This window comes from Membranihabitans marinus (genome assembly GCF_021729155.1).
Lineage (GTDB): Bacteria > Bacteroidota > Bacteroidia > Chitinophagales > Saprospiraceae > Membranihabitans > Membranihabitans marinus.
This window is the reverse complement of record NZ_JAJQYA010000015.1, coordinates 67284-81283: the sequence shown is the minus strand read 5'-3', so window position 1 is coordinate 81283 and position 14000 is coordinate 67284. Positions and strand designations below refer to the sequence as shown.

Below are 14000 nucleotides of genomic sequence, written 5' to 3'. Positions count from 1 at the left end.
GTTTACCTATTTTAAAATTTTCTGAATATTATTAGCTTTTTCAATCAATTGATGAAAAGTTGAGAAATCTTTTTTAATCAACAACGTCCGAAATTGACTTATGGTGTTGATGTGTTCGTCTAATACATCTAATACATTGTCTCTGTTGAGTTCAAATATGGGAACCCAAGTATCTGGATTGCTTTTTGCCAGTCGAACCGTACTGGAAAATCCACCACTGGCCAACTCAAATATTCGATTGGCATTTTTTTCTTTTTCTAATACCGTCAGTGCCAGAGCAAATGAACTGATGTGAGATATATGCGATACATAGGCCGTGTGCACATCGTGATCTACCGAGTTGTAGTACACAATGTTCATGCCAATACTTCGATACATTTTTTTGATGATATCTACACATTCTTCATCGCTATCTTCAACATCACAGAGTACGCAAGTTTTGTCTTCAAATAAGTGACAAATAGCTGCTTGCGGTCCGCTATATTCCGTCCCCGCCATCGGGTGAGAAGCCACGTATTGTCTTCTTTTGTCATGGTGGGCTACCTGATTGATAATGGAATTTTTGGTGCTGCCCACATCGGTGATGACCTGGTCAGTGACCATGTCCAATAATTGTGGCAATGTGGTTTCAATATGCTGAACAGGGATGGCCAGAATAATGACTTCTGATTTATTCACCAATTCTTCCATATTATTGGTGGTTTCATCGACGATGCCTCTGTTCAGTGCCTCTGCTCTGTGATCTGCATTGATGTCGAATCCATATAAATAATCGGCAAATCCACTTTTCTTTAATGCAAATCCAAGCGACCCTCCAATTAATCCCAATCCAATAATCCCTATTTTCATAAAACACTTTGGTTTACAAATGATTCAATTTTCTCTAAAGCCTGATTTAGTACTTTGGCATCGGTACAGATAGATATTCTAATGTATGCATTGCCATTGTCACCAAATATCCCTCCGGGAGTAATAAATACACCGGTGTGGTCTAAGATGTCGTCACTTAAGTCAAAACCGCTGCGGTAAGAGGAAGGGATTCGACCCCATGTAAATAATCCCGCTTGATCGGTTTCGTAACTGCAACCGAGTTGGTCTAGGATTCGATAGGCGATGTTTTTTCTTTCCTCGTATATCTTATTGTTGTCTTGGTACCATTGTCCATCCAATGACAGTGCTTGAATAGCTGCCAATTGCATCGGGCGAAACATGCCCGAATCCATATTGGATTTAAACTTTAATATTTCTGAAATATATTCTTGTTTGCCGACCATGACACCCATTCTCCAGCCCGCCATATTGTGAGACTTGCTGAGGGAATTGAGTTCAATACAGTGATCCTTGGCTCCTGCCACCGATAATATGCTCAATGGCTCTGGATTGAGAATTAGGCTGTAGGGATTGTCGTGGCAGATCAATATATTATGACGTTGACCAAATTCAACTAATTTTTCAAATAATTCAATACTGGCTTTGGCCCCTGTAGGCATGTGTGGATAATTGACCCACATTATTTTAACCTTGGACAAGTCGGTTGATTCCAATTCTGTAAAATTGGGCTGCCATCCGTTTTCACTGATTAGAGAGTAGTTTCGAATCGTTGCTCCAGCCAATAGTGCTGCCGATCGATAGGTTGGATATCCCGGATCGGGAATCAACACTTCGTCACCACTTTCTAAGAAGGTCATAGATATATGCATGATGCCTTCTTTAGATCCAATAAGAGGCAATATCTCTGTTTGGCTATTGAGATCGACCTGGTATTGATTGGCGTACCAATTGGCATAGGCTGCTCTGAGCTCTGGTATGCCGATATAACTTTGGTAACCGTGATTCTGACTGTTCTCTGCACCATCGGTCAAAGCCCGAATGACGGACTGATGCGGGGGCAAATCAGGGCTACCTATACCGAGATTGATAATCTCCTTGCCCTCTGATTTTAGCTGGGCTATTTCTTTGAGCTTTTTGGAGAAGTAGTATTCTACAACACTGTCTATTCTATGGGCCGATTTAATTGTCATGACGTATACCTTGTTTGTATTTGCCCAAAACTTTTACCTGTTGCGCAAAAGGTTGTAAATCTTCTAATATACTCGGTAGATTATCGGGATTGGCCAGAGTGAAGTCGGCAAAGAATAAATATTGCCAAGGTTTTCCCAAAATGGGAACACTTTGAATCTTGGTAAGATTACATTCGTTTTGTGCTAAATTTTCTAAGGCTTTATACAAACTACCAATGTGGTGAGATACTGTAAATGAGATCGATATTTTATCAAAACTCAAGCCCGGGCATTTGTCGTCCAATACTAGGAATCGAGTATAGTTTTGCTTATTGGTCTCTATACTGCTGGCCAAGGTATCCAAATGGTACATCTCTGCGGCCAAATCACTGGCCACTGCTCCAATTTCGGTATTGCCTTCCGTCGCTATTCGATGAGCCGTTTCAGCGGTATCTATAGATTCTATTAATTTAATATGGGGGTAGGCTTTAAAAAATTTCTCACATTGAGCCAATGCAATGGGATGGGAGTGAACTTCTTTAATTTGTTCAATCTTGATCCCCGGCAGAGCCAATAGATTTTGTCGAATACGCAAATATGTCTCTCCGATGATGCGGACTCCAGAATCTTGGATTAAGCTGTAGTTTTTCATAAGACTGCCAGCTATGCTATTCTCTATAGCCATCATACCATAATGAATGTTGTCGTCTTCCATTACATCGGTTACCACTTCTTCAAAGGTATTTCTACCTACTACATCTACTGCACTGCCTTCATACAAAGCGGCCGCTATGTGGTGAAATGCTCCGGGATAACCTTGGATCGATACTCTTTTCATATTTTTTCTTTATTTAATCAAACTTGGTTGATCATTTTTTCATCTATGTGCAAAAAAAAAGGTCCCAAATTAAGGACCTGATTATTATTGTCGAATGATTCATCAATCAAATATCTCAGATCCACTTTGGAATACTGCTAAAAAAATAAAAGTAATATTTGTTCAATGCCTTCATTGCGATGTCTTTATTATTATGATAGGTCAAATCTAGGGATTAATCTTGTAAACAAAAAATTATTCTGTTTAGTGGATTTTAACCTTGTGTAAATTATTCTAGTCAAGGAATGTCTTTCTGTGTTCAACACCACCTTTTTACGAGGCCAAAGAATTTTTTTCTTTTTAATCGATGATTTTAGAATAAATTTTTTTGTTATTTTTTTTATTCAAAGCATTGATTTATCATTCAATTACCCAGTATCCATTGATTACGACTTATTAATCATAATCTTTTACTTCAATTTTATATCAATATGGTTAAATATTAAAGGCCTATGGTTTTACCGAGATTCAATGATGTAAACCTATTGAATTACACAGTTGTCAATTCAGTGCTTAAAGGCTTGTATTTTAAAGGTATGTCGTCTTAGGATAGCAGTCGTATCTTATTTGCATCAGTTACTGCCATTGTGAGAAGCAACCTTAAGTCGACATTTAATTGAAGATAGGTTGTAGAATATTTTTCTATAGACGAAGACTAAAGGTGATTGCAGAATTCTCAATTGAATGGACTTAGGTGCTCTGTGGCATGGGTAAATATTATGCATTAAAGAACAACCAGATGTCTCTAATTTAATCAAGACATCTGGTTGTGTTTTTTGAAATATACGTTGGGATAAAATTCTTATGTCTTATTGTTTAATTATTTTATGTAATGTTTCATCAATTTTTAAATAATAAATGTTAGCGGGTAAATTAGATAGGTCAATTATTTGATGTGAAATTATCCCACTTCCTATATCAATGGATTGACTCAATTCTTGGCCCAATCCATTGTATAGCTTAACTTGACTGAGGTCGATGTTTTTACCAGATATTGTGATGTGGTCTCGGCTGGGATTGGGGTATATGGATAAGATGTCTCTCTTATTGATGACAACAATTTCAGTATGTGAGTATGAATAACTGCCATCGAAGTCCACTTGTTTCAATCGATACCAAGATTTTCCAGAAATGGGTTCCAAGTCTGTAGTTGAATAATATTGGGCGATGGGCGTAGTGCCTGCTCCGTAAACTTTATTGATGTGTTGCCAGGTTTGTCCATCATGGCTTCGTTGAATTTCAAAATACGCATTGTTTGTTTCGGAAGATGTAATCCATTCAAGCGTCACATGTGAATTGTTGTAAACTTCGGTTTGGAAGAATTTCAATTCTATTGGAGAGACTCTATTCTCACAGAAAAAGACAAATTCGTTAATGCTGCATTCCGTAAGGTCACCATTGGTGATGAAGTCAGTTTCTGAAACCCCTCCTCCCACAAATTGGGGAGTGTTACCATTTCTGTCACAAAATACCATATCGACAATGGCGGCCGGTGTGTTAGATGGGTTTTTGTGTATGTGTAGTTTATCTGCGATAATTTCTCCGCCACCAGAAACAATGGCTCCTTCGAGTTCTAAGGTTCGGCTATTGCCTAAAGTAATGCTTCCGCTATTGATCAGGGTTCCGCCGCAATACATAATATCTACTTCTATCATTGTAGAGTTGGACAATGTTCCATGAATATTGACATCCCCAGTGGAAGTAAGGGAGTTGCTATTGGTTAGGGATCCGTTGACCGTAATGTCTGCTGAAGTGGATATCGTTCCAGTATTGGTTAAGGATCCATTGACAGTGATATCTTCCGAAGCGGTCAATGTTCCATTATTGGTAATAATGCCGTCATTGACCATGACTTCTTCTATATTTAGTTCTCCTAGGTTGGTTATTGTACCGGTAGATCCTACGGTGATTTCATATGGACCTTCGAGGATGGCTCCGGCTGAGATGGTTAGAGTTCCATTGATTTCTATGTCGGCATCGAGGGTAATTGTGTGTCCTGATGATATTAGAATAGTTTCTCCTGAGATCAAGGTAGTGGGTAATGTAGGAGACCAATTTCCACTAATAGCAGTAATATAGGTTTGAGCCCAACTTTGGCCAAAGAAAACTATGAAAAATAAGAAAAGAAATAACTTTTTCATGGTAATGTTTTTTTGGTGGTTATTTAAATATTAATACAACTGGGGTTGTGAAAATTAAAACTTAATTTCTTTAAAAATTAAGTAGGTCGTAGTCTTCAAATTCTGTTTGTATTTCGGTGTAATGTTATTACAATTGATTCGAAATCAATTAATACCTCAGATTTGAAGCGGTTTGTAGGATGGTATAGTCATATCGTATTAAGAACTACAAAAAATATAAAAATATTGAGGTCGATTTTGTAATTCCCAGATTGTATTTAATTATTCTGAGGGTAAATATACTAATAATTAACAATTGATTGTATATTATTGGTGTTAATTAACATGTTAACTTTGTATTAGCTTTGTTTTTTGCTACATACTTAGTGAAGTGTATTGTTATGGTGTATTTAAATAAATTAAATTCTGTTTGTGTAAGTATGTTGTTTTGTTTGTGAATTTGTAATTTAATATGCAAATTGTTTAATTATTGTTGTTAAAATGTCTATTATATTGAATTTTTAATTAGTAAAATAAAGGAAAGTAAGTTCTTTTGGCCTAGGGGGTAGATTGGTTAGTGTTTTTAATCTGTTTGAGTATGAACTTATTTTGTGGTGTTAGCTAAGTGGAGAGGGTTTTAAGATATGTGTGAGTATAGTTATTTGATATTAAATGAATTGTAAATAGTGTTTAAATAAAAAAGCAGACAGCTCTTTACAATTCGAGATGTCTGCTATGTGATAACTTTATAATAACCGTTGGTTATAAGGCTTCTTTACTGCTTAATTAATTTGTGTACTTCATTGTTGATCTTTAAATAGTATATATTCGCCGGTAAAGCTGATATGTCAATTACATGTTTAGAAATTACACCTTGACCAATGTTGATGAGGTTGCTGACATCTTGGCCTATGCTGTTGAATATCTTTATTTGACTAAGATCGATCTTGTTTCCAGATAACGTAATGTAGTCTTGACTGGGGTTGGGGTATATGGACAGATTGTTTGTAATGTTCGAGAGGTTTACCTCTTCGGTATGGGAGAAGGTGTAATTACTATCAATATCCACTTGTTTTAATCGATACCACGATTTTCCTAGATGTGGTCGAAGATCATTGGTAGAATAATATTGAGTGGTTTGGGTTGTTCCCGCTCCTGAAATTTGATTGATTTTTTCCCAGTTTAGTCCATCGCGACTTCGTTGAATTTCAAAATAATCGTTGTTTTGTTCAGAGCTAGTGATCCATTCAATGACTACGGTTTTATCTGAACTGGCTTTTGCTTCAAAGCGCTGTAGTTCGATAGGAGTGGTGAGGTTATTACATAAAAAGACAAATTCATCAATAATAGATTGAGTGGGCTCTCCGTTGGTTAAAAATTCTTGTTTGCTTACCTTGGTTGAATCATTTTCTTCATCTCCATAAAATATGGGTTCTTGGCCTATAGTGCCACAAAATATAGTGTTTTGGGTTATCGCTTCGGGGCGATTGTTTAGATTTACTTCAGGGTTGGCTTCTATTCTTAAAGAATCTGCCAATATTCTTCCTCCGCCGCTAACTTCTCCTCCATGGTGATGAAAAGTTTGTTCAGGTAGCAATTCAATAGTGCTAGTATTAAGAATGATTCCCTCGCTATATAATGATTGGACTTTAGTGTTTTGAGAGTTGCTAAAAAGTCCTTGAATATACAGTTCCCCATCTGTATTTATAGTGCCGCTGTTGTCCAGACTGCCTTCCACGATTATCTTTCCATTGACTAGGAGTGAACCTGAATTGTATAATGAACCAGAAATAATTACATCTTTTGATGCTTCAATGGCGCCAGAAGGAGGGAGGGAGATGGATACGCCAGATTGGATTGTAAAATCATGAGAAGTAATGAATTTTCCATTGATGATAAGATTGCCACCTAGATTAACAGTGAATAAATTAGATGTGGCGAGTATTCCATTGATGATGAAATTTCCACCTAGATTTACAAGAACTTCGCTGGATGTGAAAAGTTGTCCATTATTGGTGAAACTTCCTCCTATATTTATGATGATATTATCAGAAGTAAAAAGTTTTCCATTTAGGACAATGTTTCCAGCTAGATTAACTAGTATTTCACTAGATGTTTCGATTTCTCCATTGTTGATTAAGTTGCCTCCAAAATCAACAGTAATTTTTTTATTTCCTTCCAATCTCGCCCCAGCTTCGATGGTGAGGTTCCCAGAGATCTCAATGTCCTCCTTTAACAGGTAGGTATTGCCGGCGGTAAGAGTGAAGTCGCCATTAATTTGAGTAGAGTCTAATTCAATGATGGAGCTCATTTCATTGATCGATGAAATATTGGTTTTAGACCAGCCATGAGTGCAGTAAATGATGAATAATGCAAATAGGAAGTGTTTTTTCATTTTTAATTAATTTCTAAAGAGGTTTCAAAAACTGTAAATGAGAATTATTGCAATTAACGATGTCGTAAAATTTTCGATTTAGACATAGTCAGACCATTCGCATGAACTGTGTAGTTAGATCAACGTGAATGCCTAGCATTTGCGCATAGTGGTTATGGCACTGTTTAAGTTTATATGAATTTGAGGCTTGGCTTATGTTCTGTAAGAACACTTAGTGCTATCAACTAGTGAATTGGAAGATTTCCAAAGCAAATTATTACTAGATGTATAGTCTTAAGGTGAAGATAGGTGTTTTATTCAAATGTTTGTTTAATTGTGTGTTTTTTAACATTTAAAGGGCATGTGTTTTTGATTTGTAAAATATTTACAGGTAATAAGGTGATTATTTATATCTAATTATTTATTGTTTGATACAATATCAGCTATCTCATAAGCTTCTTAAGAGATGTATTTGTTGCTGGTGTAAGTTGTAGCATTGGTGAAAATTTTGTGTGATTAGGCAGTTTTTCTATGTAATACTTTTGGAGAGATTATTGTCGATTACATCAAACATCATTTTTATTTAAATTTGCTTGCAGATTGCTTTAAGAGGGTGGCTCTTTTTTCTAATTGCTAATTGATCTAGACTTGGGGTTGGATTGTCCTGTATTGTCGATTTTATTTTAGACTTTTCATAAAAGGAGTAGTCTAGGAAGGAGGAGTTAAGCTGTTTTGTGTTCGATGATGTTCACTTAAAAGGTGTTTTGTTTATTGAAAAAAAGCAGATACCTCATAGTAATGAGATATCTGCTTTCAGAAAAATAATAGTCGATAATGTCTTCGACTATTGTTTAATCAATTTATGCATTTGATTAGAAATCATTATATAGTATATATTGGCCGGCAAAGTCGAAATATCAATCACCTGTCTTGAGGTTTTACCAGTTCCAATATTTAGAAGATTACTGACATCTTGACCCAAACCATTGAATATTCTGACTTGACTTAAGTCTATATTGCTGCCAGAGAGAGTGATGAAGTCTTGACTGGGGTTAGGGTAGATGGATAAGTAAGAATTTGAATTGATGTTGGCTTCTTCGGTATTTGAATAAGAAAAACTCCCATCTAGATCTACCTGTTTTAATCGATACCATGTCTTACCAGAATATGGTTGTAAATCAGTAATAGTATAGTATTGTGTAGTTTGAGTTGTTCCCGAACCATTGACTTGAGTTATTTTTTCCCAAGTTAATCCATCGCGACTCCTCTCGATTTCAAAATAGTCATTGTTTAGCTCAGAACTTGTGACCCAGTCTATTTTTACGGTGGATTCATTCATTACTTCGGCTTGGAAGGATAGAAGTTCTATAGGGGTGGTGCGATTGGCACATATAAATACTTCTTCATCTATGATGGATAGTGTGGGTTCTCCATTGGTTAGGAATTCTTCCTTACTTACTTTTTGACTGCTGTTGTTTCCATCGCCATCAAATCCTGGTTCTTGTCCATTGGTACCACAGAAAACCATTTTTGAGGTGATGGCTTCGGGGTGGTTGTTGAGGTTTACTCCAGTGTTGTCCTCAATTTTTAGTTCGTCTGCGATTATGCTGCCCAAATTGCTGCCATTGCCCTTTAATTCTCCGCCATGGTGGTGGAATGTCTCTCCTGGTTCCAGTTCAATGGTGCCAGTGTTGAGGATGATTCCGTCGCTGTGTAATTTTTTAATATAGGTAAAATGAGAGTTGGTAAATTGCCCATCTACATGTAATTCATCGTCAGAGTTAAGGATTCCACTGTTGTCCAAGGTGCCAATTACTTTGGTTTTGCTATTGATGGTAGTTGTGCCAACATTTTGCAGGTGACCTGATATAGTCAGATCCATAGATGTTTCTAATTCTCCAGATACCACTATTATTCCACCTATGCCGACATCTATCTTTTTGTTGCCAGCTAGTTTTGCTGCTGCGCCAATGGTGAGATGGCCATTGATGACAATGTCTTTATTGAGTGCAATGGTGTGACCTGATTGGATGATGATTTGATCTCCCGCATTTAGGGTGTTGGGGAATCCCGAATCACTCCAAGATTTATTTCCAGAAGAATAATAGGTGGCTGCCCATGTATTGATGGCAGACAAAAATAAAAGTGTAAAGAGTAAATGTTTTTTCATGTTGGTAAGTTTTAAAGGGGGTAGATTAAATTTTAAATTGTCTTCGACTTTAAATTTATTTTGTATGTGAATTGTTGTGAAAGACATTGATGATTTTGTTGACTTAAGTTTTGATATTTTTGGTTATTATAATGTATTCTTAATTTATTATTGTCTGTAATAATAATGTTGATATGGTGTTGTGTTTTTTAATAAATTGATAATTAGTAGTTAATGTGGTGTTTGGCTTAGGTTTTGACTATGAATAACCGAAGGTTGATATTTTGATTTAGGGTCAAATATATGGGATTAAATTATATTGTTGTATTATAAAATTGAATTTTAACTTTTTGGTCTTAATTTATATTTTCAAGTAATTATCAGTTTATAATTGAGGATGTTTTTAGGTGTTGAGGGGTGTTTTTTGTTTTTAATTATAATTTGTCTGATTTTTAATAGCTTTTGATTTTTTTATTGTAGATGTATGTGGTTGGTGTTATTTAATTGTTTGTATATGGTAAACTAAATGCAGGGAATGTATTTAATTTATAGATGTTTTTGGCTTTATTATTTCGTAATACCTTAGGTTTTGAAATTAATATCGATGCATTATCTTTAAAAGTAAGCTTGTCTATGAGTTTATTTAATAGATTTTGGCATTACTTTCTTAAATTCTGATGTAAATAGATCTATTATTTGAGGTTGAGTCAATGGTTTTCTTATTCAAATAAAGATTGTTTGACTTTGTTTTCAATCAATACTAGGTCTTTAAGAGATGATGAAGGGTTTTGAGGGAATGATTGGGTTATTGTAAAACCAGTCTTTAATCGCTGACTTTATACATATTTATCCTATATTTAGTAAACATATTTTTAACTACCTTTGATAGTAGTTTAAAATATGTAGGATGATATTAAAGTATTTATTACCAATTGCGATGGTCACATTTATTTCAGTAGGGTCGAGTGTAGCTCAAGTTAAGATAACACTTGAAGACCTATGGCTTAACAGAACTTTTGTGCAGGAATCCTTACCAGGGTTCAATTTTTTGGCAGATGGAAGGCATTATACCCTTAAGAAATCTGGTCAAATTCAGTCTTATGATATTACTACAGGACAAATGACTGAAGTGATATTTGATCCACAGGAATTGAGTCAAGCCATGGGCTTTAAAGGTAAATCCTATAGTTATACTTTCTCCTCCGACGAAGGAATGATATTGTTGGCAGAACAACGCAGTAAGTTGTATCGACGCTCTTATTTGGCCAACTATTATATATATAACCGAAGCAATGGAACAATTTCTCCCCTTTTCGACAATGGAAAAGTAATGAATGCCCATTTTTCACCACAGGGCGATAAGATCGGTTTCGTTTTTGAAAACAATATATATTACAGGGATTTAAAGTCACAGAATGTGGTGCAGGTGACTATGGATGGTCAAATCAATGAAGTGATCAATGGGGCGGCAGATTGGGTTTACGAAGAAGAATTTGCCATTACTAGGACCTTTGAGTGGTCAGCTGATGGTCGTTATATGACTTTTATTCGATTTGATGAAAGTGAGGTCAAAGAATTTACAATGACCAACTATAACAACCAATTGTACCCCGATTATCAGACTTTTAAATACCCCAAAGTCGGTGAGAAAAATGCAGAAGTTTCTGTACTTATTTACGATACGGCAAAAAAAACAACGACTGAGGTAGACCTAGATTACAGTGATTTTTATATTCCTCGTATACAATGGACTCACACTGACAATCAACTATGTGTGACTGTAGTGAATAGACATCAAAATGAATTGTCTCTGATCTTAGTCGATCCTCAAAATGCAAAAACTAAATTGTTGTTAAAGGAAAATAATGAATATTACATCGATGTTCATGACAATTTAAAGTTTTTAAAAGACGGTCAGCACTTTGTGTGGACGAGTGAGAAGGAGGGATATAATCAATTGTATCTCTATAATATGAAAGGTCAGCAAGTGAGTAAAATAACGAAGGGGGATTACGATGTGACCAATGTATATGGTGTGGATGAAGAGCGGGAAAAAATCTTTTTCCAAGCCAGTAAATTATCTCCACTTCAACGAGAAGTTTATTCTGTCAATTATAATGGTTCAGAGTTAACCGCAATCCAAGACAGTACGGGGTGGAATGACTGTCAATTTAGTACAACTTTCGATTATTATGTACACAACTATTCCAATAAAAATTCCCCGAGCCAATATATAGTATTCGACAACCGAGGGCAGAACATTCGCTCTATCGTAGACAATGCCGCTCTAAAACAAAGACTAGAAAAATTTGATTTCCAGTCAAAGACATTTTTTACATTTAAAAACAGGGTAGGAGATGATTTAAATGGATATTTAATTACACCTCCTGATTTCGATGAAAACAAAGAATATCCTTTATTTACCTTCTTGTATGGTGGCCCTGGTTCGCAACAAGTGGTAGATGCTTGGGGTGGACTCAACTTTGCTTGGTTTCAAATGCTAGCTCAGAAAGGTTATATCGTGGCCTGTATAGACAACAGAGGTACTGGAGGTCGAGGCGAGAAATTTAAGAAAATGACCTACCTTAATTTAGGAAAATATGAGACCGAAGATCAGATCGATGGCGTTCGCTATTTGGCTTCTTTACCCTATGTAGATGGCAGTCGTATTGGGGTTTTTGGTTGGAGCTATGGCGGGTATATGTCTACCAATTTAATCCTTCATGGAAACGATGTCTACAAAATGGCCATCGCCGTGGCCCCAGTGACCAATTGGCGTTGGTATGATACCATATACACCGAGCGATATATGCGCAACGAAAAGGAGAACGAAAAAGGGTATCACGATTATTCACCGGTGTACTTTGCCAATAAGTTGAAAGGAAAGTATTTGTTGGTTCACGGATTGTCCGACGACAATGTCCATTTTCAACATACCGCAGAAATGGCAGCAGCACTGGTTAAAGAAGGAAAGGATTTTGAGGCAATGTTTTATCCCAACAACAGTCATAGCATTAGTGGACCAGGTGCGAGATTACATTTATATCGAAAAATGACAAACTTTATTTTAAATAATTTGTAATGAATATATTATTGTCAAGTACGGAAACTATACCTGGATACGAAATTACAGAATTACTAGACGTAGTTCGTGGCAGTACGGTCAGGGCGCGAAATGTCGGAAAGGATTTTACAGCGATGTTTCGCAATTTTGTCGGTGGAGAAGTCACTGAATATACCAAATTAATGGCTCAAGCAAGAGAGCAAGCCTTGGATAGAATGATCGCAGATGCAGAACGACTAAACGCAGATGCTATAGTCAATGTCCGATTTACTACGGCTATGGTCATGCAAGGCTGCTCAGAAATATTGGCCTATGGCACAGCTGTGAGGTTGAGTCGATTATAAAATAAAAGAAATTAATGTCTACAAAGAACACCATAAATATCGTCAATAGAAAGGCGAAATTTGAGTTTGAATTTATTGAAGAATTTGTTGCCGGTATCCAATTACACGGTGCCGAAGTAAAGTCTATCCGCGCAGGGAAGGCCAATATGACTGATGCTTTTTGCTATTTTAAGAAGAATGAATTGTACATGAAAGGTATGCATATTGCCGAGTACAAATTCAATACGATGCACATACTCAGTCCAATTAGGGAGAGAAAACTCTTGTTAAAGAAAAGAGAAATGGTTCGCCTTCAGAAAAAACTCAAGGAGAAAGGTCTGACCTTAATTCCCTATCGCGTGTTTATCAACGATCGAGGTTTGATCAAGGTGAAGATTGTATTGGCCCAGGGTAAGAAAGTTCACGATAAACGACAATCGATTAAGGCTCGTGATACCAAGAGGGATGTGGAACGATACAATAAAATTAAATTGTAAAGAAAATCGATCTGTAGTATACTAGCGGATAAACTCACTGACTAGGTGGGTTTATATATCTGATTTCATTCAGTTATATTCAGTCATAGTCGTTCACCACTGTGTCGTAGATGGGTGAGTTTATCAATTATAAAATGTATTTCATATCAGGCGGTTGATCTAGGTAGGAGAGCGCCGATATACGGTATGCGGTAAAATTAATTTGGATATTTCTACCATTAATTGTAATATTGCAATATATTAATTTAAGAGATATGGGTTTAACTAAAACGGAAATGTTCTCCGACCTACAAAATGAAATAGCTACCCTCGCCAAAGCCTTTGGACATCCAGCGCGGGTAGCCATCCTTCAACACCTATTTAAGATAAATAGCTGTGTTTGCGGTGATTTAGTCAATGAAATTGGCTTGGCTCAACCAACCATATCTCAACATCTCAAGGAATTGAAGAATTTAGGTCTTATAAAAGGCAATGTGGAAGGTACTAGTGTGTGTTACTGTATCGACGGGGAAAATTGGGTGAAAATGAAGGAAGTAATGAATCAGTTTTTAGATCAAGATATTTCTCAAGACCATTGTTGTTAAAAAAAATTTACT

10 protein-coding genes are annotated in these 14000 nt (G+C 36.2%); 4 read left to right on the top strand and 6 right to left on the bottom strand.

The annotated features are described in order from the left end of the window. Positions 1-6: 6 nt before the first annotated feature. The 6 genes from LVD51_RS11165 to LVD51_RS11140 form a co-directional block, all read right to left on the bottom strand. Positions 7-849, bottom strand: coding sequence for a prephenate dehydrogenase (locus tag LVD51_RS11165; protein ID WP_236971456.1), 843 nt, complete (start codon positions 847-849; stop codon positions 7-9). After that, complete coding sequence (locus LVD51_RS11160; protein ID WP_236971455.1) at positions 846-2021, bottom strand: pyridoxal phosphate-dependent aminotransferase; 1176 nt, start codon at positions 2019-2021, stop codon at positions 846-848. Before LVD51_RS11160 ends, LVD51_RS11165 begins: the two co-directional genes overlap by 4 nt. Then, positions 2011-2838, bottom strand: coding sequence for a prephenate dehydratase (locus LVD51_RS11155; RefSeq protein ID WP_236971454.1), 828 nt, complete (start codon positions 2836-2838; stop codon positions 2011-2013). The genes LVD51_RS11160 and LVD51_RS11155 overlap by 11 nt, the downstream gene beginning before the upstream one ends. Positions 2839-3686: 848 nt before the next feature. Next, complete coding sequence (locus LVD51_RS11150) at positions 3687-5018, bottom strand: T9SS type A sorting domain-containing protein (RefSeq protein ID WP_236971453.1); 1332 nt, start codon at positions 5016-5018, stop codon at positions 3687-3689. Positions 5019-5772: 754 nt separating this feature from the next. Further along, positions 5773-7392 carry a T9SS type A sorting domain-containing protein gene (locus tag LVD51_RS11145; protein WP_236971452.1) on the bottom strand — a complete coding sequence of 540 codons (1620 nt, stop codon included), beginning with the start codon at positions 7390-7392 and terminating at the stop codon, positions 5773-5775. A gap of 823 nt (positions 7393-8215) precedes the next feature. Further along, positions 8216-9541 (bottom strand): T9SS type A sorting domain-containing protein, encoded by a 1326-nt coding sequence (locus LVD51_RS11140; protein WP_236971451.1) that lies wholly within the window; start codon positions 9539-9541, stop codon positions 8216-8218. Between the two features lie 886 nt (positions 9542-10427). Here LVD51_RS11140 and LVD51_RS11135 point away from each other — a divergent pair. The 4 genes from LVD51_RS11135 to LVD51_RS11120 all read left to right on the top strand — a co-directional run bounded on the left by LVD51_RS11135 (position 10428) and on the right by LVD51_RS11120 (position 13988). Continuing rightward, entirely contained in the window at positions 10428-12602 is a 2175-nt protein-coding gene (locus LVD51_RS11135) for a S9 family peptidase (protein WP_236971450.1), read from the top strand. Continuing rightward, positions 12602-12928, top strand: a complete 327-nt coding sequence (locus LVD51_RS11130; protein WP_236971449.1) for a YbjQ family protein — start codon at positions 12602-12604, stop codon at positions 12926-12928. The genes LVD51_RS11135 and LVD51_RS11130 overlap by 1 nt, the downstream gene beginning before the upstream one ends. A 14-nt stretch (positions 12929-12942) precedes the next feature. Next, positions 12943-13404 carry an SsrA-binding protein gene (gene smpB / locus LVD51_RS11125; RefSeq protein WP_236971448.1) on the top strand — a complete coding sequence of 154 codons (462 nt, stop codon included), beginning with the start codon at positions 12943-12945 and terminating at the stop codon, positions 13402-13404. Between the two features lie 254 nt (positions 13405-13658). Next, entirely contained in the window at positions 13659-13988 is a 330-nt protein-coding gene (locus LVD51_RS11120) for an ArsR/SmtB family transcription factor (protein ID WP_236971447.1), read from the top strand. Positions 13989-14000 lie beyond the last annotated feature (12 nt).